Here is a 24,558-nt window from a genome sequence, read left to right on the forward strand (position 1 = left end):
GACTTGGTCATCCCTTCATGCCATATCCAACTAAGACAGAATAGCAACCCAAACCACATTCCTCACATCGTGGTTTCATTGATTTATTTTCTGCACTTCCTATACAGCAAGGAAGTTTTTCTCTACCCATATGATCTACAGAAATTATAGCCCACGTTGGACAATCAACAGGAGTGGTTCCTTTTCCACCCCAACTGGATTTCATTAATTCAAGTTGACTAGTTGGATTTATGATGTAATCTTTGAATGTGCCTTCTTTCATATCAATAATTTCATTAATGACTTGGGTTCGTTCATCACCAAATGGCACCCACAGTGGATCTCCAGGCATAAATGGAGTATGAAATTGGAATCCTATTTTATTTGAATAGTCTTTCCAGTCGTTAATCACAGTTTTAATTGTATGAAGGTTCTTTGAATTAATTGTCATTGTAATCCAAATGTCTTTCCAGGCTTTGTCACCATTAGTATTAACATAATCTAAAACATTTTTTCGTGTTTTTCCCCAAGCATTTTCTCCTCTGATTTCATCATGTGTTTTTTGGTCACCGTCAATAGATATCCAATAAAAGTAAATGTCCTTTAGAAAAGGAATTGGGTACGTTCCGTTTGTTACAACGCAAGCTCGTTTTGGAAATTCTTTGACAAATAATTTTACTACATCTTGTCTCATCATTGGCTCTCCCCCAACAAGAGTAACTATGAACACATGATTTTTTTTGAATTTTTCGTCAATGACTTTTTTCCATTGATCTAAGGTAAGATCTTCGTTTTCTTTTCTATTAAGCCACCAATAACAATGCTCACAGTGAAGATTACAAACATTGATGATATCTGCAGAACCATATAATGGACTTTTTTTATTAAATAATTTGTATCCCAAATACTTTGAGAATATATGAAAATACAATGGGCTTTCCCGAAGTATCTGCTGAAAACCCCTACCCATTATCTCCATTGGCATAATATGGACACACTCTTACTTAAAGTGAAACGCCTAAATTCTTTTTCTTAATATTATTTGCATCAAGGTTTCCTTAGAATATTCTATACCATGTTCATTATTTGAATGGGTTCCAAATTCTTCTACTATCACCTGAGAGTTTTGGCCTTCAACTGTATAATCACATTCAAATCCATAATCACGGCAGCTTAGTCGTACCATGGAAAAACTACTATTTTTTTGCACTTAAGCATGTGATTGTCGTAAATGAATTAACACTAGGAGTTTGTTGAAAATCCCTGCGTATGACCCTTGTCTTGTTCTACAGCCTCTTTTAGTTGATTTTTTAGATGGATAATTCTATCATCCTTACATTTTTGGGAGCAAAAAATCCCAACGCCATTCTCAAACTCTTTTTGACAATGTTTACAAAATTTTTTTGTCATTTACATACAATTTTAATAATTTAGGAAATAAGGAATTCCTTCCAAATTTGGTAATGACAGTAATAGTAACTAGTTTTTTTTGCAGGAAAGTAAAAGATAGTCAATGATGTTTTTTTCTGATGTTTCTCGCATCTTCTTAATTGATCTCCAAAGGATTTTTTCCACAGATGTGGAGTAGTTTTTCAAGATCTTTTTTTGGATTGATTCCCTATTTTTTGAATAATAGTCTGCCAATGGAGGATATACGTTTGCGCCGATTAGTTTTTCTTCAAGAATTTCAAAATTGTTTTTGTTTACAGTAGACAGGATATGGTTTTTGCTATAATGCTCAGAAGACCAAGTCATCGATAAGATTCCAAGTTTTAAAAGTGGCTGTGAAAAATCTTTTCCAAGTATTGGGATTGCAAGGGATAAGATCCCATCACTTTTTAGAATTCTTTTACATTCTGAGATAAAAAAATCCAAGGGTTTGAAATGTTGGGCAGATTCAAAAGCCAGGATTCTATCCATGGAATCATCTGCAAATGGTAACGAAGTAGCAGTGGAATTTATGAATCGTACTTCAAATTTAGAGTTCAGTGATCGTTTGTTTTTTGCAGATACTAGTTGAGAATTATTGATATTCACACTAGTGATACTAAGATTAGGGTATTTTTCTGCCCAAAAAAATGCTGGAGCTGACAAGCCACTTCCAACATCCAAGATATTTTCAGCTGATTTTAGGTGTGAGAGTTCTGCAAATATAGTACAAAGTTTTTCTTGTGCATCTATTGGGGAAATAGTAGATTCGTCCCAAAATCCAAAATTTAGCATATCTCCACCTGTGGATAATTGCATGACTTCGGATAGTGAATCGTAAAGTTTTACAACATCATTTTCATTTCGTCGAAATGACCATAAAAAGACATCAAGAGGATTGATTTTTTTCAAGATTACTAGTCAAAGAGATACTCCCCATAGATAAAGAATGTAAAAAGAAAAAGAAGAAGAACTATTCAGTTCTTGGAAGTTTACCGTATCTATCAAATGATTGTTGTATTTTATCATCTGCAAGACCATTTTCTATGTTCAAGTTTTTAGTCATTTCAATTAGTTGAACGCGTTTAGTTGACGCAATATCATTGAATGCTTGTCGTGCTTCTGCATAACTGCCTCCATTGTCAAGTATTCTATTCATTGCATCGTTTGCTGCTTGAACTTTAGATGACTGATACTCAAACATTCCCCAGTATACGGAATGAACTTTTTCAGGCATTTTTGATACGAAATTTGTAAATGCTGCTTTTGGAGTATAGTCTTCATAGTCTTTATTCATACGATCTAACTGTTGGGATAGTTTTTGCTTTGCTACTTCTCGTTGTTCTTCAATGAACTTTTGTTGTTCATTTAGCTGGATTTGCTTTTGTTTTAGTTCAGCAATTCGTTGTTTAGCAATCTCAATTCTTTCGAGAATTTGTTTTGCCAAGGGATTTTTTGAAACATCATCGCCAGACAGGTTAGATGATTTAAAATCAGTTGCAGCAAAGGCTAATTGTTCTGAACCCAAGCCAGGAATTGCAAATAGGACAAAAATTGCAAACATAGTAGGCAAAGCAATTGTAGTTGTTACTTTCATTATTCGTGATTTTTGATTATTTTATTTAGCCATTAGACAGAATACTGTAGAAAGCTTAAAGAGTAAGAAATTTTTGTTCGGCTTCCCAAATCTATTACTTTATTGTGCTGTTTAATGATGTAATGTATTCTTTCATTTGATCATTTCGTGCTTTTTCACGTAGTGCCTTGATAATTTTAAAGGCAATTTCGTTCCTGTCAAAAGGCTTGACAATATAATCACAGGCACCGTATTGAATAGCATCCTGAGTATCTATTTTTGCCGTTGAAGAAGAGATAACTATCACATAAGATGAAGGATTTAGTTCTTGCATTTTCTTTAAAACATCTAATCCATCAATATCAGGCATTCGTAAATCCAAGATTACTAGATCAGGTTTGAATTTGATGAATTTCTCAATTCCAATTATTCCATTTGAGGCATCTTCAACATAGGGAGTAATGTCATTACGATCAATGATTTGTCTTAACAGATACCGCATAGCATTGCTATCATCAACAATCAGTATTCTAAAGAAATGTTTTTTCAATAATTTATTTCTTGTAATTTATCATATAGAATGATGTTTGTATTAATGCCACAAACATTTTGTGTCAAAACTGATTAGATAGATGGATTTGATTAATTAACTTGAAAGATCATATCTTATGCGAATGTAAAAATTCTACATGAGTGAGCCTGAAAAAGAGCCATCGGTTAGGGAACAAATTCTAGATAAAATGTCTGCCTTGATAACAGCAGCGTTTGGACTAGTCGCTGCCCTAGCATGGAATGATGCAATAAAAGCTATCTTCAAAGAGATTTTTGGAACATCAGACACATTAATTCCGATGGTAATCTATGCCACCATTGTGACGATAATAGCAGTGATTTTAACAATTATTGTTGCAAGAGCAGTCAGTAGAGCTAAATCGTTAAGATTAGGATAAAAATCCTAATGACCTATTTTATTTTCTATTACTTGCAATAGAGATTCATTTGAGAATGGTTTTTTTAAACAAATAATTTCTCCTTGATTAATTGCATCACGTAATCTTACATCGTCAGGAAAGGAGGTCATGAAGATGACTTTAGCATTTGGATTAGCCTTTTTTATTTCTAAATAAGAATCGTATCCGTTGAGTCCAGGCATTCTAAAATCAGTCAATACAAGATCAGGTCCATATTCTCGAAAAAGAAGAGGAGCCCTTTTCCCATCAACCTCAGTCACCGTTCTATAACCAGCTGACGATATTACTTCATTTACTCCATCTAGTAAATCAGTATCATCATCAACTATCATTACTATCTTTGACATAGACATAATTGTGAAAAAATGCATAAAAACTGGTGTTTTTTAAAATGAAAAAACACAATACACAGTAAATCAGTTAATGAATCAGATAGTTATTATTTTCAATTTCTAGAAGCCTGTCTCTGCTTAATACATCTAAGATATGAGTATGGAATTGAATCTCACTATACGAGTTGCATTTTTCACAAAATAACTTGGTAGGTTCTTTACATACAACACATTTGTGACTAGGATTTTTGCTGGCAATTTGCTCCGTACCACATTTTTTGCAAGATTCAATTCTCATGTATGTAGATAGATTCCAATATACATTACTCCTAGTAAGCTATTCAGCTTACTAGTCATGAAATCATCTTACTATAATCTAAGTGGACGTATACGTATCTATTAACATGGAAACACAACAAGTATCAACTTGGAAAAAAATGGTGCACGCCCCATTCAAAAAAGTCGTTGCTTTTGATCTTCTCTGTATGGGAATAGGCATAGTTATTGGAATGGGAATAGGTGCATACTTGGTTGCAGGAGCATAACTGCAACTCTAACTTTTTTTATGGATTATCCTTAATCATATCATGGCAGAGTTTACAAAAATAGAAGAGCCATACACTTCAAAAGATGGTGTAAGACTTGTTTGGCAAGGAATAGACGAGGATGACTCTGATGTCGTTATTTTAGGAAAAGAGGAACTGGACTCTTTATTAGAAATTTTATCTAAAGAAAAGACTGGAAAGGTGGAACTAGAAGATGAATTTAGCTCAATTCTAGTCAATTCAGACATTTCACAGTTCAGACTAAAAGATGAGAGATACTTGGAAGCAGACACAAAACTTCTCAGAGAGAAGATCTTAGAATATATGAAAATTCCACATGAAGAACAAAGTATCCAGGTAAAATCAAACGAGTTCTATCCAACATCTGAGAGATCATCAAAATCAAAGAATAGCGAATCAAAAAAACAATCACTACTTAGTGCAATACTTGGATCACAAGAGAAAAAGATTTCAGAGTCAGAGTATTTCAGAATCATTTCGACAAGACGCTCAACTAGAAAATTTGACAAAACTCATCTGGTGGAAGACTGGAAAGTTGACAAGATACTTGCAGCAGCAGATACTGCTCCTAGTGCAGGAAACTTTCAAGGTTTTGAGGTATTTTATATAAAAAATAAAAAAATCAAACAAGCTCTGGTTGAAGCCGCAAATAGGCAACCATACGTTGATGCACCAATTGTACTAGTCTTTTGTATGAATCCATCCAGAGTTAAAATGGATTTTCCTCCAGAAACTTTAACAAAATTTTCCTTACAGGATGCTACATTGGCCGCAGCATATGCACAGTTAGCGGCGTCTGCGTTAGAATTAAGCTCGATTTGGATCGGAATGCTGGATGAAGAAAAAGTCAAAAAGATACTTGGAACAGATTTACAGCCTTCGTCCATTTTATGCATAGGATATCCAGATAAACGTCGTCCCCCAAAATCAAGAAGAAAATTGAGAGATCTAATACATGTTTTAGAGTCTTAATCTTTGGATATTGTTTTTATGATGCAAATGATTCGAGGTTAGTATGGCAGATCTTTTCGAGGAGGCAGCAAATAATTTCTTGCAACTTGCTAGTCCTCAAAGACTTGAAATTCTATTCAAGTTATTGCAAAAGAAGACTACTCCTACGGCTTTAGCAAAAGAGATAGATGCTACAAAACAAGAAGTTCATAGAAATTTTATTCGGCTTGAGGATCATGGATTAATTGAAAAGGCAAAGGACGGAAAGTTTGGCTTAACAATGTTTGGACAGACAATGTGTACACAAGTTCCATCTCTGGTCTTCTTTGCTCAAAACAGAAAGTATTTTGAAGATCATACGTTTAGTAATTTACCATCAAAATTCATAATGAGAACAGGACAGCTGGCATCAGGTAATCACATCAAAGGATTTGCTAATACACTTGAGGTATGGAAAACAATTTACAAAAATGCAAATGAGTACATCTATGAAGTGTTATCGGAAGTTCCACTAGATCTAATAGAACCTTTAGTAAAGCGTGTGAAGAAAGGAGTTAAGTTTTCATATATTTTTTCAGAGTCAGCCGTGGTTCCAAAAGGTCGTAAAGCACTACTAAAGAAGTTAGGTTTTGATAAATTAATCCAAAAAGGCCTAGTAGAAAGAAAGATGGAAAAAAATGTAAATACGGTTTTGGTATTAAATGAAAAAGAAGCTTGCGTGATGTTTCCCACAATAAATGGTGAATCAGATCTGTCTGAGATGTTTTATTCAAATGATCCTATGTTCCACGAATGGTGTCTTGATTACTTTAGATATTGTTGGTATGGTTCAGATACCTTTGAGGAAAGCAAGCTCAAAGAATAATTCAAGAAACATTTGGAAAAAATGTTTTAGATTGTATGGAGTAGTGTCAGGAAAAACAGATTTAGTTTAAAACAGATTTAATTTTTTGGATTTAGTTTTAGGCTTGAACGTGATGAGACTAGAATTAAAGATAGAACTGACACTCCCAAAACCAATACCGCAATTGTACTAAATTCAGGAATTATCCGTGTGGCATGAATTTCTATAACTCTGTCACCACCCCGGAAATTTATTGTGATTTCATTATCATCTGTTAGAAAAACAGGCGATTGTCCATCAATTGAATAGTGTTCAATGCCGGTAAAGAATTCTTCAGGCGGGTTTAACGTTATGCTACCATCACTATTGGAATCTATGTTTATGACTAGTGAGGGATTATCTTGATTAATCTCTGCGCTTGTTATAGAACCAGAACTCATTGTATATGGAATACATCTGTCGCCTACACTTAGTTCGGATTGTTGACAGGGATCATCAGGGTTTACACTGCCTCCACCATTCGATGTATTGGGTAAAGTTATGGAATCAGAAATGATGAGTGTGAATTTCTGAGGACTAAATGGAACTGCTTCACCAGTCACTTCAACAACCCAATTACCACTAATTGGATCGGTGTCAACTACTTCTACATTGTTTAGTTCGTCTTTTAATGGCACTTGGAGAAAAGTAGAATTTTTTGCAGGCTGATTAGGGTTATTAGGATCTAAGACCCAAGGATAAAAAACCCGATTATTGTGTTTTACAACAAGATCCAAATCACTTTGTAGACTAGGTTCTACAGTAATTGCCCCAGGGGGATCATCCCAAACAAGAGTTGCTCTTAAAGGATTGTCCCCATTAGATGTAAATGTCTGTGTAAATACCTGGCCTTCATTTACCTGACCTTGGAAAATCCTTTGTTCGTTTGGATTTTCGTGGACTAGGGTTATTGCCCTCAGTGCATTTGCTATTCCCCACCCAAATTGATAATTAGGTCCAGGCTTGGGACTAGGAGGATCATCGGCAGTGTGAATCAAAATTGCTTTTGCAGTATGGGGAGGTAAGCGTTCGCTGTGCGTAATCCTCCATTCTTGATTCAATAAAGAAACAAGACCAGTTACTAATGGGGCAGAAAAACTTGTGCCACAATCTTGAACATAATTATTATTGAGACCCGTAAACCAGTATCCCGTATTTTGAAGACTTGGTTCATGTGCAGGGTTTGATGTGTTACAACCTGGGGCCATTATGTCAGGTTTTAGCCTACCATCTGATGTTGGCCCAAAATTTGAAAAAGCAGAAAAGTTACCAGTTGCCGTATCAATCGAACCCACTACAATTAGATTTTTTGCAGTCGCAGGAGAATTGATTATTCCATAAGATTCAGCAGCATTATTTGTATTCCAACCACGTTGATTATAGACCCTGACATTACAATCATCATATTGCCTTTCGTTTCCAGCAGATTTTATTATCAAAAGTGGTCCGTGTTCATGACCTAGACCATCATAACTAATTCTATCTAACAGTTGCGAAGTACTAGAATAACTTCCTAGTTGAGTGCATTCAACAGAAAAATCCGGACGGCCGTGTTCTTCATGCTTGTGTACTCTTTCAGTCACCACATGGCCCATAGATAGGTTGCTGAGGTCTACATCATTAGACATGGCACTTCGGAAATCATCCTCCATATCAGAGAAATTTGTATGAAATAAAGAACCGATAAAATCATGATCATTAATATGAATTTGCCAGGTATCCCATATACCATATGAGTAAAGTTGAACGTTAGGAGAAACTCCTTCATGACTGTGTCCTAATTGTGTCAAAAGAGCATGGTCAGCAACTTGACCAACACTAGATGCAATTATACCAGCAACCTTGGTAGGGTGGTCAAGTCCATTTTGTAAAATGTTAGTTTCTGCAATTATAACTTTATCATCAAGATGAATATGCGGTAATATCGCGGCATTGTCATATACCATTACTTTAACACCATCACCATTCAATGAAGAAAATGCACGTCGAGCATCCTTGATGCCGATAAATTCTTGGGCTGCATGGCTCTCCGGCTCAAGTGGTGGATCTACATATGTGATAAACTGAACAGTGTTTCTTTCAGATAATTTTTGTACATGATTCAGATTAAGGAATGCAGACGCAATTGAGGAGGATTCTGCCACATAATTTGGATATCCTTCACTTATACTGATAGCATCTAAGATTTCCTGTTTTGTTACATCATCATGGAAATGAATCAATGACGTAAACATGTCGGGAGGAACTTTGCTAACCATGTCACTAGACATTTGAATCCCGGCCCATTCCGGAGCTGTCTCCTTGTAAATTATCGGATCAACCTTTGTGTCAGTAGTGATAGGAAATGCTGCCCTTACTCCAAAATCATTCCAGTTTATTCCATCTATTCTTGATAATGGAATTTTTGCAACATAAAGTTTTGATGATAGATATTCGATGAGGTTAATTTCGTTATTAGCTAGTAATTGATGAATTACTTGAGTTGGTAACTCGTAGAACTGAAGATGAAAGTATACATCTTTTGCACCTTCATCTGCAGAATCTTTGATTCCTTGGATATCAAATCCTTCAGGGGGAGTGGTGCCTCCAGTCTTAAATGGTACATCATACTTTGGATTTGTCTCACTTAAACAAAGAACGTATGGCTCAATTTCAGCAGAGTTTGCTTTTGTATTATTGTAAGAAATTATACGCTTGTTTGAATCGACAGATGGAAAAAGTTGGATGGGTTGTAAACTTGAATGAGTAAATGAGTTAAATGAAAAGCCATGACCAACAGCAATATCGTTGGTAGGACAAGACAACTCAGATTTTTTATACTCAAATGGCGAAACTAGAATTTTTGCAGGTTTTATTACTTTGAGATGAAAATTCCCATCTTTTATCTTGAGGCATTGAAGTTTACCATATAAGAGATCTGGATCCCTTGCATTATTTTTTCCTTTAAATTCCCATTCTGATGGATTCAACGAGTCTGAAGAAATTGGCGCATTTGAGAAAACGGTAAATTCAGTTTGATCACCAAATCCACTTCCTGTAGAAACGTAACCATGTGGACAGGTACCGGTTACGGAAATAGATTCGTTATGGTTTGTGAGTTTTGAATTTGGGGCAAATGTTTCGGTTACATCAAAACTATTTTGATCATTTTTCAAACAGGTAACAGTTGTTTTTACCTGCGCAAATGTTTGTGCACTATTGAAATATTCAATGGAGAATCGATTATCTTCAAAGTAATTAGAGCTGAGAGGATCAACTTCATCTAAATTCGATGAGAAACCGCCGCTTAGTGCAATGTAGTTAATTGGGCATGTTACTGAAATAGAGCGAGTTTGATTCGGATACAGGATACTAGTCAGGGAAACGTACTCTACGAGAGAATTACTTGGCATTGAAATGTAGGTCGGAATAATTTTTTCGGTTGTTAAAATCAGATCATCTGTAGGATTGTTAATGTTCCCATTGATGTAGAGACCACCAAATGGTGAAGGTGCAGATAAAGCAAATCCTATTTTAAAGCCAATAGTATCATTGTAAGTTATACAGAAATCAGTGATTTGTCCAGAGCATAATGGTTTTTTAAATTCAAAATTCTGCCATCTTTCAGTGGGGATGTTAAAATCACGACTGGAAGTTGTTGTGCCATACCCATCTTCTTGTTGATCTGGACGCCACCAGGAATTTCCCGTATTTGGATCTCTATAAAAGGAGCGGTCGTTGTATGGATGAATTCCAATATTATCTTCACCTATATCGTGTACCCCATCATGATTATTATCGAAGTTTATCATAACATCGAGGATGTCTCCAGGATAGCTATCAGGCATCTTTATTCTTACATTGCCATACAAAAACTCATGATCATATGCAAGATCATATTCTACAAAAAAATCATGTCCTTGGTAATTTATGGTAAAATTTGGATGAGATGTTACAACATATTCTCCTGATTTTGCAATTCCATCAATGACGGGCGGTGTATTAATTACTTTTATTGGAATTGATGTTCCTGAGTGACTCTCAGCAGTTGGAAGATAGTAAGATCCCACCATCAGGGCTAGAGTCAATAAAATTATCCAATTGTTATTGTTTTCTAAATTATTGATAAAACTCATCCAAGTAATCCTGGCAATCAAAAGTTGAGCCATCGCCACCTAACAGAGTGCTGTATGTTATTGAAGATAGCTTGCTCCAGTCTGCAGGGGTTGGGGCATAAGAATGATTTAGAGGATTAAGAGTATCATTAATCTCACAAAGATATGGACCCTCTACAATGAGCCCGCTAAACACGTCAAGTGTCCTTGCAAAGGAATCACCGTGAACACATATTGGTTCTATTCCATCTCCCCTATCAAGATAAATCAGCTCCATTGTGGGTTTACACATAACATCAAACACATCTACTCCATTTGCAGTCTGTAGTTGTGGTGGAAGTAAAACTCCGTTCAGATAGTAATCATCATAGATTCCCTGAACTTTCATTCCAGTTTCAGTTGATTTCTTTATTGATGAAATAAAGCTGTCAAGTTGGCCACCGCCAGAACCCTCAATAATTGAAAGTAAGCCTTCAAGGTTTCCATTTAATACAAGTGCCTTGTACTTGTCTATGTTTCCTCCTTCTCCGGGGATTAAACCGAATGTAGATTCAATTCTATCATTGAGCATTTCTTTATGATCATCATCGGTTAGTTCAATTGGTTTCGCCCCTGAGAAATCCACTAGTGCAAGATTGGTTATGTTTTGTGTTTTGTAATCACCGTCATAGTCATACACTACAAAAGGTCGCTTGTTAATTGCACTTTCTGTTGGAGGTAAAGGTATTGAGATGGGGGTACCATCATCAAATGCTGAGGTACTTCTCATATCAAAATTAATCAAAGACCAATCATCATATGCCACCAGAGTTGTCAATCCTTGCCCATTGCAAGTTGGAATGGATGAAATGTTGTTAAGATCATCAGCAGACGTGTTTTCCACAGTATCACCATTCCAGTCAACGCCTTGAGGTGAAAATTCAGGAATTGCAGCTGTTCCGCCACTCCAAGCAATTTCCTTGCCTACACCCCCAGGACCAATTCCAGCGGTATCATTTGCATTTCCTTCTGTTATGTTAATGTAATTTCCATCAGAGTAGTCTATATTTCGATTTACCAATGTTGGGAACTGATACAGGTGATTCATTACACTGTAATAGTTTGGTTTACAGTTGATGTTATCATATCCACCATGTTGTAATCCAAGATTGTGACCCAACTCATGGATTATGGTGGCAGCTTGTTGATCAGTGCTTCCAACCCCTTTTTCAAAAGAGCCAAGAGTTACAACAAAGTCATTTCCGCCTATCTCAGCTTGACCAGAAGAATTTACGTATGGATGTTGGAAAGAGGCAAACAAACCATAATGGAATGCTTGACGCTTGTTTGTCAAATACTTGTTTTCTTTGGAGGGATCTGGTTCTTGATCCCTATCTTGCTGAGTTCCAAAGTAATGTTTTTTCAATAGAGTATAGTCAGTGGTGTCATTTCCAGCTATTGCAGTAACTACTTCCGAGTAGTGTTTGCCAATTGGTTCATCTACCTGAAAATGAATGATTATTGGTTTTGCAGTAGGGGCATTGGCAAAAAAGTCTTTGACATCAGCTAGGGCTTGAGCATCAGGTGCGTGACCAGGCATCCAATCAAGCTCTACGTAGACATCCCATTTATTTCGGTAATCAGGACAATCTGGATCAGGCCCATAGTTTCCACATCCATAAAAGTAGGTCTTTCCATTGTGATAAATTCGTAGACCTATATTTCGCTCCCAAGCATTACAAAGTTGATCCCCATCGGTGTCAGTACAAGTTACTATAGTTTCATAATTTGGTTGAGATGGATACATGCCATCGTCATCAAAAACATATGTTGTAAACACCGAAGATGTGTCTATAATTCCACTTCCGATAGAAGACGCTTCTGCGGTAATCTGATCATTGTCTACAACCAAAAGTTTTGGCTCTGGCTCTGTGGAATTATCTGTTATCAGTATTGGAGAAGTGGCAAATTGATTATTGACACATGTGGCTGTAAAGTTCTTGTTTGATTCAAGCGTGGAATTCAGGAAAATGTTACTTGTCTCTCCAACAACGCATGTTCCATTGACGTTGTAAAATACTGTGGCAGACCTTGTGCCATTGGTAAAGTAATATTCAAAATCAAATTTTACAGTCTGAGCATATGCATCAACAATATACACAGTAGAAAAAATTAGCATTATAATGCCTGATGCAATCAATGCCCCCCTAACCAAGCACAATATAGATCAATATTTAGTATTTAACTATTTCCAAAAAGGGAAACATAATGATTAAAGAAGAAATTATGAATTTGGTAGCATACGAAAATTATGAAAATTTGATTATGTGATAATTTTCATCTTATGTAAATAATTTACAGCGTTGACAAATTCTTCAACACTTAATTCATCATTAACAATTAATCTTGCATTTTCTTTAAACCATTTTGGGATATACTCTCCTTCTATTCCCACAGTTTTTAGTAATTCAACATCTGATGCTGAATCAATTGCAAAGCCTCCCCATTTTTCAACAACGCCAATAAATTCAGATGGATTAGCTAAAATATTCTCTTGTGAGATGTGTTCAATAGATTCTAGCTCATCAGTTTCTTCTAGGTTGGGATCAATGATTCCTTGTTGAACAAAATTTGGGGAATCAATTTGTTGTTCAACAATTTCTTCTTGAGGAACAACTTGTATAGCATCTTCAATCTTTTGTACGGTGGAAAATCTGTTAGTATCCCAAATTTTTATTTCAATATCAGAATTACTCATCACGCTTGCAAAGTTAAAATTAATTTTGACGGTAACAAAGTCACCATCCTCAGATAATGTAATTCCTCCATCAGCTAACTTGCTTAACCCGTTTAACATGATTACGTTACCTTTGTCATAAACAATTCCAGTAGATTCAGCCTGATTTTTTGGTGCGATACCGCCCTCGTTAACATAAAATGAGACGTGTTCAATATTTTTTATTCCCAATGGGGAGTATATGTTGAGACTAATTTCGGTATTTTTTCCTTTTTCAATTTTTATTGTCTTAGGAGAATTACCAGTGTTTGGTTTTTTGGGAGAAGATGATTCATCATTCTTATTCTCAATCATTGGTGCAAGTTTCCCTTTGTCATTTAGTGCAAAATTATTTCCGTTTATTGATAATGGAACAAAATTAGGATTAGACACTGACTTGGGAGGAGAAAGCGATGGAGATTCTCCACTTATTGAACTAATACCTCCACTTCCTCCAGTAGATATTATTGGTAGCACTAGATCAACTACGAGACCTGGCCGAATTAAACCTCCACCTCCAACTCCACCTCCACCGCCATTGCCTGCAATGATTCGAGCTGTATCAGAAGCCGCAAGAAAAGATGCTGTAATATCATCGTCTAATTTTGCTTGTAGTGCTCCAACTTTAGGATCAGGATTCGGAATTAGTAGTGCATTTGTAGGCGCAAGATTATACGTCACTGTAATAATATCACCGTTTGCAGCCTGAAGCGAGCTACCAAATGAAGCGGAGCTAGTGAAATTAAATGTCGATTCAAAGAGTCCAGTATTAGGTCCGGTTTCTGTTAGTACAAAATTTTGTAATCCGTTTGGAGCTGTAGATGAACCTATATCAACAAGAATTGTAGTAATAGTGTTGTCAGTTTGGGTTCCAAGAATAGTTTCTAATTGACTGACCTTGATAACATCCGTAAATTGAAAAAGATCATTTCCTGTCATAAAAATAAGATCAGTGTTCTGAAATTGTCCTGTGTTAACACCAGTTTCTTCAAGTTGTAATGATATACCACCAGGAAATGTATCGCTAGTAATTGTGGAAGTTATTGTTTCTGCTAAGGATGGGTTGGTATTGGAATTCTGATCAGTGACGGTGATTTGAGCAGACTCACCTAAATGATAAGTAGGTGAATCAAAAACTAGTGAACTTGAGAAAATGCTTGCAGTGTTAATTATCGAGTTGAATGTAGTAGTAATTGTGTCGCCCTTGTTTGCTTGTAAGGATGTACCAGAGGATGTTGCAGCTGTAAATCCAAATGTTCCCTGAAAAACGCCTGTGTTTTGGCCAGTTTCAGTTAGTGGAACAGATATTCCAGTACTATCTGTGCTTGAAATAACATTTACGTTGATTACTTCAGCAGTAGAATCATCCGAATTGGATGTATCATCGGATACAGTAAGTTGTGATATCTCACTTAACCTATACTGTGAAGCATTATACGAAATACTAGAAGGGGTTTGAGTGGCATTTACGTAGAAAATATCACCCAAAGTGATGTCTGTCCATGAAAAATGAACATTTGAACCAGAACTAGCTAATCTAGGATTTTGAGAGTCATTCCCATCATTGCTGACATTCACTGTAGTTGCAAAAGAAGTTCCGTTGTTTGTACTTGCTCTAAATAATATGTCATTGTCTCCATCAGTGTTATCTTGCCAAATTATGTACACATTTGAACCTGATGCTACAATCTGTGGGTTGGTAGATGAACCGGTGTTATCACTGAGATTGGTTGGAGTAGAAAATGAAGTTCCGTTGTTTGTACTTACAGAATAAAAAATTTCATTGTCTCCATCAGTGTCATCTTGCCATACAAGATGAACATTAGTTCCATTAACAGCTATTTCTGGAATTGTAGATGCTCCTGCATTATTGCTGATGTTTATTGTAGTTCCAAACGAGGTTCCGTTGTTGCTACTTGCTCTAAAATTAATTTCTTCATCGGATCCATCAAACTCCTGCCAAACTACATACACGTTATTTCCATTTGTGGAAATTCTAGGATCTCTAGACTCCTCAGTTGTTACTGAAAGATCTGTTCTTGCCGAAAAAGAGTCTCCGTTGTTTGTACTACGCACAAATTGGATATCATTATCTCCATCTACATCATCATGCCAAACGATGTAAACATTTCCAGATGAAACTGCAATTTCAGGCTGTTCAGAAAAACCAATAGTATTACTGATAACAACTGGAGTATCAAAATTTCTTCCGTTATCAGTGCTGTTTGTGAAGAAGACCTCTATAGGACCTGGGTCATCATCCTGATAAACGACATATACATTAGAACCATCTATTGCCACTTTTGGATTTTCTGCGAATCCAAATGAATTACTGAGATTTTCTGAAGAATCAAAATTTGCTCCATTATCTGTGCTGTTTGTGAAAAAAATTTGCGGGGTGCCAGGATCATCATCGTCCCAAACGACATAAACATTTGAACCAGATGTAATTATTTTTGGAGATTCAAAGCCTATAACAAAAGTATTTGCTAAATTGCTAATGTTTTTTGTTGCTGCAAAAGTTGTACCGTTGTTTGTACTGCCACGTAAAAATATTTCAAACAAGCCAGCTCCATCATCATCTTGCCAAACAACAAAAATATTATCACCATCAGATGCAATGTCTGGAAAAAGAGAAGTTGTTCCATCGTTACTAAGATTCACCGGAGTATGAAAATTGAATCCGTCTCCATAACCATGAGGTATTGAAAATATTGAAAGGCCAAGAATTAATGTTGTAAGAAAAATTAGAATTGATTTGGAATTATTATTTTTCATGCTACCATTACCAATAAAAATCACCTGCCATGAATGTGATATAGAACTGATTAAAATTATAAGAATAGTGCATAATGTTCTTATGCAAGCCAAATAAAGGACAAAAAAATCCTTTCATAAGACAATACCAAATTAATAAAATATGAATCAGTATTAGCTGTTATTATAAGAAATAACAATGATAGCTTACGAATCTAGATTAAAAATCCACAATAACCATAATTATGAAAATTGTACACTATACGATTTGTCTAGAGTGTGACATTATAGCTATAGTATACCATGAACCAAGGTATAATGGATTACGTGGTGCATGTAATAACTGTAAACGTAACTGGCCTGAATCATAAGAGATTCTTTTTTAGACGGTTGTTTAAAGGAGTAATGTGGAACCAGATTTTGAAAACATAGCAAACGAATTTTTAGAGATTTCAAGTGAACAAAGACTCAGAATTATTTTCAAGCTTTCAGAATCAAAAATGACTCTGTCAAAGATGGCAAAATTTTTGGAGGCCACTACTCCAGAGGTACATCGAAACTTTAGCAGGCTAGCAAAATCAGGCATAATAGAGAGGGATTCAGAGGGAGATTATTTTCTAACAACATATGGAAAATTCCTTTGTAGTCAAATTCCAGCATTTATGTTCATGTATGACAATAAAAAATTTCTCCAAAGTCATTCATTAGATGACTTACCACAAAGGTTTGTTCTCAACATGAGTGCATTGGAGGGAAGTAAAAGGATCAAAGGTTTTGTGAAAGTGTTAGAGCAATGGAAGAAGATCCACGAGAATGCAGAACAATACATTTACAATATTCTGTATGAAGTACCCTACTCAAAGGATATCATTGAAGTTATTGAATCCAAGTTAAAAAACAATGTAAAAATAAAATCCATATTTTATGACAAAGCCATAATACCAGAAGAGAGAAAAGATTCTTCTACACGAAAAAAATTCCAAAAGTTCATTGAGGATAATTCCTTAGAAAGAAGAATTAGTAAAAAAAATTCTGCAGTAGTAGTATTAAGTGAAAAAGAGTGCGCAGTGGTCTTGCCAAATAAGTCAAGTGAACCAGACATGGGAGAGATGTTTTATGGAGATGGAAAAGAAATGCACCAATGGTGTCTTGATTACTTTGAGCACTGTTGGAAGGATTCATCAAACTTCCAAGAATCAAAATTTAGTTGAATTGAAAAAATTACCACTGAAACTCAAAGGCATCATGAGGATGTATCTTTTGTTTTTTGTTTGACTCCCAAACAATCACAGTTTTATCTTTTAGGTATTTTATTTGAGGAGGGGACTCGGCATATTTTTTCATTCCAAGATCAGGTATTACTTCTAAAACTCTAGATTTAATGGGTATTCCTGAAGGAATGGTAAAGACATACTTGAATTTTTTACATTTTGAGGAGAAGACATATCCAAATAATCGTTCAGGTTCCTCCCAGTCGTATTCTAGTTTTAAGACATGACCCTTTTTGGATTTTTTAATAGGTCGAGCAAGTGCGACCTTAAATTTTTTTTCTAAGGGTTTGTTGGAATCAAGGCTCACTATTTTTAGATCATTTCCAGCATCATCAGTTATCTTAGCATTAAGCGTTGAAAAATCTCTGGGCACATCACCTCCTATGTTATAATGAATTTGTTCTAGAGGGAGAGAAGAAATATTTCTTACATTCCATATCCAAGTGTGATGAGTCATCATTGTTTTTGGTTCTGTAACCTCCAAGCGTACCTCAATAGAATTGAATTCAAAATTTAATTTTCTTGAAAATGGATCCTCAGACTCTTTTTTACTTTTGTTTTTTAATGAAACCGTCTTTTTACCAAATTCTTTACCATATACATTATAGATTAACAACTGTTCACCATGTTTGGAAGTAAAATCCCCTACAGGTGTCATTGTGGCAAGATTTTCTTCAGATAATCTTTGTAAATCCTTTGCAATGATGCTTGATGCAAAAATCTGGTTTGGTCCACATAAATCCATTACCCTTTTTGCTCGAATAAGTCCAGGTCCCCAAAAAATTTCACCACCTCCAAGTCCTTTCATAAAGTAAACTGGACCGGTGTCAATACCTATTCTAATTTGGAGTTGATCCTTTTGTTTTCTTGTTTTGTTGTATTTAGATAATTTTTTGTGCAATTCGATTGCCAGTTTAAGCGGTTGCTCAGGGCTATCAGGAAATCCAATAGCCATACCATCACCTGTTGGTAAAACAACAATTGAGCTCTGCTGCAGGTGTTTGAAGGTTTCTGTTTTTTCAATTAAAAAGTTTAATACATTGATTTTTCTGGCCTGTGACTTTACTGGTATTGTAGGATCTGAGCTTGCAATGATATCAATAAAAAACCAGTGAAGAGATTTAGTTAATGCTTTTACCTCTTTGATGTGTAAATCATCTTCTTCGAGATGTTTTAGAATATTTGTTACTATATCTGGAGAGCATTGATGTAATATTTCAAAACTGTTTAGAGAAAAAAGTGTCTTTGATCTAATTTTGTGTCTCTTTAACTCGCCAAGAAGCCAATCCTTGGAAAGATCTTTCTCCTCAAGTTGAGATAAAATTTTTGCAATATTGGTGATGTGATCAGAAGTAGAGTTACTAGTCTTCCTTTTTTCTTTGGATACAGCCATTATTTGACTAGAGCAGTTGTTTGTTAAAAATACTCCACTAGAAAATACAGGGTTTCCATTAATTGAGTTTCAAATTCAAAACTCGTCCACCGCCCTTTCCATATTGGCTATAGAGCAGGTAAAGAACGAGGCGAGGATATTGCCATTCCATACTTTCTAAGGGCAAAATTTGTCTTTAACTAGTAGTTACCAATGAAGCTAATTTCTTACAACACATGTTAAACAGTACATAACTAGAATTTTGATGAACTATATTCATGTCAAGTGGGGGTTCTGAATCATGGGTGAAAAATTTTGCGAATAGGGATTTTTTTAACTATGACTTTGGCACGGACCAAAAAGCGATTATAGAGGAGCCAAAAAAATTATCTCCAGACCCTGAACCTAACATATCTGATTATTTGGTTGCATTTTCTACAAATTCCCAGAACTACTGTGTGGGAGTAGTAGATATGGTGAATTCCACCAAAATTTCAGCCACACTAGGTCCAGAAAAAGCATCTCGATATTACCAAATCTTTTTGAATTCAATGTCAAAAGTGCTTTCAAGATTTGGTGGATTTGTAATAAAAAACATAGGTGATTGCCTAATGTATTATTTCCCAGAATCTGTTCATAGTGATAAGAAATTTGGTTTTATTAGCTGCATAGAATGTAGCATAGCAATGACGGATGTAAGGGGAATGTTATGCCAAAAATTAGCAAGTGAAGGATTGCCCTGTCTAGACTATAGAGTAAGTGCAGACTATGGTTCGGTAATAATAATGAAAAGCAATAATTCAGATACACCAGACATGATTGGTCCTCCTGTTAACATGTGTTCAAAGATAAACCGATTCGCACCTAGAAACGGAGTTGTAATTGGTGGCGACTTGTATGAGATGGTCAAGGATTTAAAATTCTACAAATTTGAGCAAGTAAAAGGATATTCGGTGGGATTTAAACAATCTTATCCTGTTTACAAAGTAAAGAGAAAATAATATTATTTTAAAAAAATCGATTTGTTAATTTCTTTACTACAAAAAAGTATAAAATTGAATTACCATAAATTAATGAGTTCTAATTTGGATTATACCGCCCGTAGGCAGGACTAGTTTCCCATTTTGCCTTCTCAATTTCAAATCTGCTGTTGCATCCAAGGCAGAGAAAATCAGAAGACAATTGTGGGAATTTTTCTAAACAATCGTTGCACACATAATAATTATCCATTAGGCGGTAGTCACAGCCTAAGATCCTGATCTTTTTTCTACACTTTGGACAGATGTCATCAACATAGGAATTTGCCGGAGAGATATTTGAGCACGAATAGTGATCAATGAGTTTTTCCTGCTTGAAGTTAGAACCCTTGCAGGCAGGACAGTGAAAAATCTGAAATATTCGAACTTGTTCACAGTCAGGGCATGCCATTTCCCTAATGTCTTTTATTCTGATTATCTTGTTGGCTTTCTCTAGTCTTTGCATAATTAGAAGGATCTCCTCTTTTGATTTTCCCAGATACTGACTTATTCGCGCTAAGCTAATTCGAGTCGAATTAGTTATTATGAATTCAACCTGTTTTGCGATGTCATCGTTGGCTGAAAATTCTTGGTGATTTTGTTCTTCAGCCAAACTAACCAATTGCTCATTTTCATTTTGCCCATCATTTAGAATCTTGGTCAATAATGAAGAGGAATTCATGTTGGAAAAACTTGAATCCAATAATATTTGTTGGATATTCCCAGATTGGACTAGATTATTGAAGGCTTCAGAATCTATCTTCCCCTTCCCACAGCAAGGGTAGGCCATAAGCAGAATCGTTGGATGTGATATATCCATAATTTATTATTGATTCATTTTGCTTTAACTAGGAATTACAAATGAAGCTAATTTCTTAGAATATCTGCTAAACAGAATATAATTATATCTTTGAAAACAATTTTTCTATGTGCATAATGCAATATTACATCAAATATGCATTAGAATAATTTTAAAAAAAATTAGAGGCGGCGTGAAGAAGTTCCACGTCCGCAACAGATTAGATATCCCTCAAGAGATTGCATCTTCTTGAACTCAGGGTATTTTGAAACTGAAACTGATTTAGTTCCTCGTTTCATCAACAGGGATTCTTTTGAAGGTATTGAAGACATGCGCTTAATTTGCTCGTTTTGAAAGCTCTTTCCTGCCCAAGGCGATGTCTTTACATCAATTCGGGTTGTTTTGGTACCTCTGTGTGTTACCAAAGTTATTTTTCCGTCCATATTGAATGTCATATTATCAAATTCATATTGTATCGTTAGCTAATTCGCTAAAATTTTAGCTGAATAATACTGAGGACAGAACTACAAATTGTCATAATAGAGGTAAAATTCAAAAAAATAATGCTGCCATTTTTATTAAAACTGAACTGCTAAAGAAATAGTTTAGTAATAGGCTTATAGTATTACTATGTGAGAAGATTACTAATTCTCATTACAATACCACTGTTTCTAATAATAACACCAAATGTATTTTCTCAATCTCAAGAAGAGACGTTCGTTGGTACAGTAAACATAGGCCACACTCATTTTGATGTTGGAGATTATGAAGAGTCATTTTACTTGTTTGATTACGAGGGATTTTCAAATCCTCCGATTAAACTAAAAATTGAAAATAAAAGACAGATTCAGGAGTTGACGAATGCTGCGGGGAGTTTGATAGCAGTGAAAGGAATTCCTATTTCAGAAAGTAGACAGTTAATGGAAGTTAAAATTATAAAAATTCTCAGTTCAGAACCAGACATTACGATTAGCTTTGAAAAAGATGTCTATACTTGGAATGACAAAGTTCGTTTTAAGATTGATGCAAGTTCCTTGGAATATCTTGATCCAAATACCATAGACCAGCTAGGAAATGGAATTGGTGGGAGTCTAGTAATTAAAACGAGTTTAGGTTCTATAACGAATCTGCAACTTACGGAAAGAGAAGCCAAGTCAGGTATTTTCGAAGGCGAGATCATCCTTACTGGAAATAACGTGAATCCACTTTCGGATTTGACAACGGGGTTTAGCAGCACAGACACAGGATCATTCACAACTGAGATCCCTGAGGAAACGGATAGTATACAAAATTTTAATTTCTTAAATTCTAAAAGACAGGATTCGCTTATTGTCTATTTTGAATCAAACGATGGAAAAGTTTCTGCAACTAGCGTAGGAATAAGATTGAATGTAGGAACTGTTACCTGGAATAATGACTCTTACAGAATAGGAGAGTATGGTGAGGTCATAGTAATTGACCCAGATATGAATTTCAATCCGGAAATGGTAGATTCCTTCAAAGTTAAGGTGTGGTCTAATTCAGATGTAGGAGGCATAGATCTTACTGTTACTGAAACTAATGTTTCTAGTGGAGAATTTCACGGAACAGTTACTTTTACCAACACTGATGAACAAAATGAGCCTACCCTGTATGTTTCTGATGGAGATATAATTTCAGTAAGATATGAAGACTCTACCCTACCGTATCCACATTCTCAGTGGGACGTAGAGGCAATAACTGACACATCAGTAATTTCACAAAATCCTAATTTTTCTGATTATGATTATTCCAAAGAGTTGATTCATCGTATTACTCATCAAAAAAATGATCCAAATGCTCCAAAGGTATCAAGCAGAATAGACTCTGTAACGGTTTTGGCAAAATTTGCTGATTCCGGAGGAAATAATCTCCCTCACACATTAAATTACTTTGAAGAAATTTTGTATGACCAACAAGGAAACTCATTAGCGCATTATTATAAGAAAAATTCTTTTGGAAAGTTAGAGATTAATGGAACTGTAACTGATTGGAAAAATTTACCATATGGAGCTTCAAGTTATGTTGATTCATTTGGAAATTTGATATTTCACAAGTTAGTTAATGATGTTATTACCTTGGCCGATCCTGACATTGACTTTAACGGTCCAGATGATTCAATTCAAAATTCCAAAGAAGATGTCTTCTGGGAAACAGACAATACCAATGATGATATTGATCAAGTAATTATCATTACAAATGGCATTGGAATCAACCAAGAACAGATTCCAAAACCTCAGGCATTTGCGTATTTACACCCACACAGAATTTTAACAGAAGAGGGACCAGTATACGTACTGCAGTCATTTTTTGTAGATTCTGGTAATGATTTTCCTGTAGGTATTAACTACCAGAAAGGATATGGCGTAGTAGCTCACGAGATAGGTCATAATTTTCAATGGTTTCATACACCTATGCTTACTCCACATGACACCTATTCTGATCCTTGGTCCATAATGAGCGGGTGGAACGATCGTTCTGCACCATCTGGTCCGATAGCATATCACAAAAACAAAGCAAACTGGATTGAGCCCAATGATCGTATCACAGTAGATGTTGGTGAGAAAAAAACTGTCAGTCTTGATTTCTTAAATGAGGAATCACCTAATCCAAATTCATATCACATTGCAATCATTCCTTTTGGAATAAAGGGAGAGTTTTACACCGTAGAGGCAAGACAAGATACTAGTTTTGATCACATACCAGAAGATACTGGAGTAATGATATATCGATTCAATCCTGATGGATATGGAGACAAAATCAAGCGAAAGAATTTTTCCATTGACGCATTAGCTCCAGTATCAGTTTACTATGATGATGAGCAATTATGTGTTGAAAGGATTGAGGGAAAATGTGTTGTACCAAATTTTGATTTGTTGGACTTGGAGGTAGGTGAGACAAAAATTGATGCACAAAACAACGTTACAATTTCGATAGTATCCGAAAGTCTTGATGGTTTTACGGTAACAATAGATAACAACAGCAAACCCAACACATCAGAACCGATAGAACCTCTAGAGCCAGAACCGCCGTCACCACTGGATTCGATACCTGGCGACATTACAACTAGAAATAATGGAACCGGCAGTTTTACATTAGCAACTACAAAAAATCCAATTGATCTAAGCAAGTCATCAGTTAGCATTCAAAACAGAACAATCACAGTTCTTGGACATGATGGTTTCTCAGGAATTATCAACCTGACATCAGATGTAACAAATCCATTAGAACTGTCTTCATCGATTAATCCCTCATCGGTTTTTATTTCTCCAGATAAACCAGAAGAAACTGCAATTCTAAGTGTTTCAGTAATTGGAAAAGCAAAGGGCTCATCCTCAGTAACCGTGACCGGTACCAGCGGTGATCTAAAAAGTGATCCTCTCAATATTCCAATAAATGGAGGATGCCTCATAGCTACTGCAACGTATGGTACACCTATGGCAAAAGAAGTTCAGATGTTAAGAGAAATTAGGGACAATCAGCTACTCAAGACGGAATCTGGAAAGTCATTCATGAATGCATTTAATGAATTGTATTATTCATTTAGTCCAACGGTTGCACAATGGGAGAGAGATAGTCCCATCTTCAAGGAGGCAGTAAAGATATCAATCACTCCACTGATTACGTCACTATCAATAATGTCATTATCCGATGACAATGAATTTGAGGTAATCGGATATGGAGTATCAGTCATCTTGTTGAATTTAGGAATGTATATTGTAGCTCCTGTAGTTGCAGTAATGAAAATCAAAAAAATATTTAGAAATTAGTATTACATTTTTAGATTTGC

The 24,558-nt window shown here is 35.5% G+C and carries 20 protein-coding genes; 7 read left to right on the plus strand and 13 right to left on the minus strand.

Annotated elements, in window-relative coordinates; genetic code table 11:
• Positions 1 to 7 precede the first annotated feature (7 nt).
• From C6988_RS07960 to C6988_RS07985, 6 genes are all read right to left on the minus strand, one after another.
• Positions 8 to 949 (minus strand): radical SAM protein, encoded by a 942-nt coding sequence (locus C6988_RS07960; RefSeq protein WP_255464428.1) that lies wholly within the window; start codon positions 947 to 949, stop codon positions 8 to 10.
• 48 nt (positions 950 to 997) lie between these two features.
• The gene (locus C6988_RS07965) at positions 998 to 1,165 is read right to left on the minus strand and encodes a DUF1059 domain-containing protein (RefSeq protein WP_182134512.1); all 168 of its coding nucleotides are present in this window, start codon (positions 1,163 to 1,165) and stop codon (positions 998 to 1,000) included.
• A 56-nt stretch (positions 1,166 to 1,221) separates the two neighbouring features.
• Positions 1,222 to 1,389, minus strand: a complete 168-nt coding sequence (locus C6988_RS07970) for a hypothetical protein (protein WP_182134513.1) — start codon at positions 1,387 to 1,389, stop codon at positions 1,222 to 1,224.
• Between the two features lie 69 nt (positions 1,390 to 1,458).
• Entirely contained in the window at positions 1,459 to 2,319 is an 861-nt protein-coding gene (locus tag C6988_RS07975; protein ID WP_182134514.1) for a class I SAM-dependent methyltransferase, read from the minus strand.
• Between the two features lie 61 nt (positions 2,320 to 2,380).
• Positions 2,381 to 3,004 carry a hypothetical protein gene (locus C6988_RS07980; protein WP_182134515.1) on the minus strand — a complete coding sequence of 208 codons (624 nt, stop codon included), beginning with the start codon at positions 3,002 to 3,004 and terminating at the stop codon, positions 2,381 to 2,383.
• A 94-nt stretch (positions 3,005 to 3,098) separates the two neighbouring features.
• A complete protein-coding gene (locus tag C6988_RS07985; RefSeq protein WP_182134516.1) occupies positions 3,099 to 3,533 on the minus strand; it encodes a response regulator in 435 nt (144 codons plus the stop codon).
• A 139-nt stretch (positions 3,534 to 3,672) separates the two neighbouring features.
• On the opposite strand from C6988_RS07985, the gene C6988_RS07990 reads away from it, so the two are divergent.
• The gene (locus C6988_RS07990; protein ID WP_182134517.1) at positions 3,673 to 3,933 is read left to right on the plus strand and encodes a DUF5654 family protein; all 261 of its coding nucleotides are present in this window, start codon (positions 3,673 to 3,675) and stop codon (positions 3,931 to 3,933) included.
• A gap of 5 nt (positions 3,934 to 3,938) precedes the next feature.
• Here the strand turns inward: C6988_RS07990 and C6988_RS07995 are convergent, their stop codons facing one another.
• Positions 3,939 to 4,301 (minus strand): response regulator, encoded by a 363-nt coding sequence (locus C6988_RS07995; protein WP_182134518.1) that lies wholly within the window; start codon positions 4,299 to 4,301, stop codon positions 3,939 to 3,941.
• A 389-nt stretch (positions 4,302 to 4,690) separates the two neighbouring features.
• On the opposite strand from C6988_RS07995, the gene C6988_RS08000 reads away from it, so the two are divergent.
• From C6988_RS08000 to C6988_RS08010, 3 genes are read left to right on the plus strand one after another with little or no spacing between them, the layout of a single operon-like run.
• The gene (locus C6988_RS08000) at positions 4,691 to 4,831 is read left to right on the plus strand and encodes a hypothetical protein (protein WP_182134519.1); all 141 of its coding nucleotides are present in this window, start codon (positions 4,691 to 4,693) and stop codon (positions 4,829 to 4,831) included.
• 42 nt (positions 4,832 to 4,873) lie between these two features.
• Complete coding sequence (locus C6988_RS08005) at positions 4,874 to 5,824, plus strand: nitroreductase family protein (RefSeq protein WP_182134520.1); 951 nt, start codon at positions 4,874 to 4,876, stop codon at positions 5,822 to 5,824.
• Positions 5,825 to 5,867: 43 nt separating this feature from the next.
• A complete protein-coding gene (locus C6988_RS08010; RefSeq protein WP_182134521.1) occupies positions 5,868 to 6,668 on the plus strand; it encodes a helix-turn-helix transcriptional regulator in 801 nt (266 codons plus the stop codon).
• 77 nt (positions 6,669 to 6,745) lie between these two features.
• On the opposite strand, the gene C6988_RS08015 is transcribed toward C6988_RS08010, so the two are convergent.
• The 3 genes from C6988_RS08015 to C6988_RS08025 all read right to left on the minus strand — a co-directional run bounded on the left by C6988_RS08015 (position 6,746) and on the right by C6988_RS08025 (position 16,313).
• The gene (locus C6988_RS08015) at positions 6,746 to 10,753 is read right to left on the minus strand and encodes a S8 family serine peptidase (protein ID WP_182134522.1); all 4,008 of its coding nucleotides are present in this window, start codon (positions 10,751 to 10,753) and stop codon (positions 6,746 to 6,748) included.
• Positions 10,754 to 10,784: 31 nt separating this feature from the next.
• Positions 10,785 to 12,974 (minus strand): zinc metalloprotease, encoded by a 2,190-nt coding sequence (locus C6988_RS08020; protein WP_182134523.1) that lies wholly within the window; start codon positions 12,972 to 12,974, stop codon positions 10,785 to 10,787.
• 108 nt (positions 12,975 to 13,082) lie between these two features.
• Positions 13,083 to 16,313 carry a sialidase family protein gene (locus C6988_RS08025; RefSeq protein ID WP_182134524.1) on the minus strand — a complete coding sequence of 1,077 codons (3,231 nt, stop codon included), beginning with the start codon at positions 16,311 to 16,313 and terminating at the stop codon, positions 13,083 to 13,085.
• Between the two features lie 386 nt (positions 16,314 to 16,699).
• On the opposite strand from C6988_RS08025, the gene C6988_RS08030 reads away from it, so the two are divergent.
• Positions 16,700 to 17,503, plus strand: a complete 804-nt coding sequence (locus C6988_RS08030; protein WP_182134525.1) for a helix-turn-helix transcriptional regulator — start codon at positions 16,700 to 16,702, stop codon at positions 17,501 to 17,503.
• A 10-nt stretch (positions 17,504 to 17,513) separates the two neighbouring features.
• Here C6988_RS08030 and C6988_RS08035 read toward each other — a convergent pair whose 3' ends face one another.
• Complete coding sequence (locus C6988_RS08035) at positions 17,514 to 18,956, minus strand: nucleotidyl cyclase domain-containing protein (protein ID WP_182134526.1); 1,443 nt, start codon at positions 18,954 to 18,956, stop codon at positions 17,514 to 17,516.
• Positions 18,957 to 19,213: 257 nt separating this feature from the next.
• Here C6988_RS08035 and C6988_RS08040 point away from each other — a divergent pair, with 257 nt between their 5' ends.
• A complete protein-coding gene (locus tag C6988_RS08040; RefSeq protein WP_220463421.1) occupies positions 19,214 to 19,936 on the plus strand; it encodes an adenylate/guanylate cyclase domain-containing protein in 723 nt (240 codons plus the stop codon).
• Between the two features lie 79 nt (positions 19,937 to 20,015).
• On the opposite strand, the gene C6988_RS08045 is transcribed toward C6988_RS08040, so the two are convergent.
• Both C6988_RS08045 and C6988_RS08050 read right to left on the minus strand, forming a co-directional pair.
• Positions 20,016 to 20,633: a TackOD1 domain-containing metal-binding protein gene (locus C6988_RS08045; protein WP_182134528.1), complete on the minus strand. Its 618-nt coding sequence runs from the start codon at positions 20,631 to 20,633 to the stop codon at positions 20,016 to 20,018.
• 299 nt (positions 20,634 to 20,932) lie between these two features.
• Positions 20,933 to 21,193 (minus strand): hypothetical protein, encoded by a 261-nt coding sequence (locus tag C6988_RS08050; protein ID WP_182134529.1) that lies wholly within the window; start codon positions 21,191 to 21,193, stop codon positions 20,933 to 20,935.
• A gap of 189 nt (positions 21,194 to 21,382) precedes the next feature.
• Here C6988_RS08050 and C6988_RS11235 point away from each other — a divergent pair, with 189 nt between their 5' ends.
• On the plus strand, positions 21,383 to 24,538 hold the full coding sequence (locus tag C6988_RS11235) for a CFI-box-CTERM domain-containing protein (protein WP_182134530.1): 3,156 nt from the start codon (positions 21,383 to 21,385) through the stop codon (positions 24,536 to 24,538).
• The last annotated feature ends 20 nt before the right edge of the window (positions 24,539 to 24,558 follow it).

It is taken from the genome of Nitrosopumilus sp. b1, assembly GCF_014078545.1.
Lineage (GTDB): Archaea > Thermoproteota > Nitrososphaeria > Nitrososphaerales > Nitrosopumilaceae > PXYB01.

What these genes read in the sequence shown, in the direction of transcription:
- C6988_RS07960 (WP_255464428.1), bottom strand. Translation starts at nt 949, where the DNA reads ATGGGTAGGGGTTTTCAGCAGATACTTCGGGAAAGCCCATTGTATTTT.
- C6988_RS07965 (WP_182134512.1), bottom strand. Translation starts at nt 1,165, where the DNA reads ATGGTACGACTAAGCTGCCGTGATTATGGATTTGAATGTGATTATACA.
- C6988_RS07970 (WP_182134513.1), bottom strand. Translation starts at nt 1,389, where the DNA reads ATGACAAAAAAATTTTGTAAACATTGTCAAAAAGAGTTTGAGAATGGC.
- C6988_RS07980 (WP_182134515.1), bottom strand. Translation starts at nt 3,004, where the DNA reads ATGAAAGTAACAACTACAATTGCTTTGCCTACTATGTTTGCAATTTTT.
- C6988_RS07990 (WP_182134517.1), top strand. Translation starts at nt 3,673, where the DNA reads ATGAGTGAGCCTGAAAAAGAGCCATCGGTTAGGGAACAAATTCTAGAT.
- C6988_RS07995 (WP_182134518.1), bottom strand. Translation starts at nt 4,301, where the DNA reads ATGTCAAAGATAGTAATGATAGTTGATGATGATACTGATTTACTAGAT.
- C6988_RS08000 (WP_182134519.1), top strand. Translation starts at nt 4,691, where the DNA reads ATGGAAACACAACAAGTATCAACTTGGAAAAAAATGGTGCACGCCCCA.
- C6988_RS08005 (WP_182134520.1), top strand. Translation starts at nt 4,874, where the DNA reads ATGGCAGAGTTTACAAAAATAGAAGAGCCATACACTTCAAAAGATGGT.
- C6988_RS08010 (WP_182134521.1), top strand. Translation starts at nt 5,868, where the DNA reads ATGGCAGATCTTTTCGAGGAGGCAGCAAATAATTTCTTGCAACTTGCT.
- C6988_RS08025 (WP_182134524.1), bottom strand. Translation starts at nt 16,313, where the DNA reads ATGAAAAATAATAATTCCAAATCAATTCTAATTTTTCTTACAACATTA.
- C6988_RS08035 (WP_182134526.1), bottom strand. Translation starts at nt 18,956, where the DNA reads ATGGCTGTATCCAAAGAAAAAAGGAAGACTAGTAACTCTACTTCTGAT.
- C6988_RS08040 (WP_220463421.1), top strand. Translation starts at nt 19,214, where the DNA reads ATGTCAAGTGGGGGTTCTGAATCATGGGTGAAAAATTTTGCGAATAGG.
- C6988_RS08045 (WP_182134528.1), bottom strand. Translation starts at nt 20,633, where the DNA reads ATGAATTCCTCTTCATTATTGACCAAGATTCTAAATGATGGGCAAAAT.
- C6988_RS08050 (WP_182134529.1), bottom strand. Translation starts at nt 21,193, where the DNA reads ATGGACGGAAAAATAACTTTGGTAACACACAGAGGTACCAAAACAACC.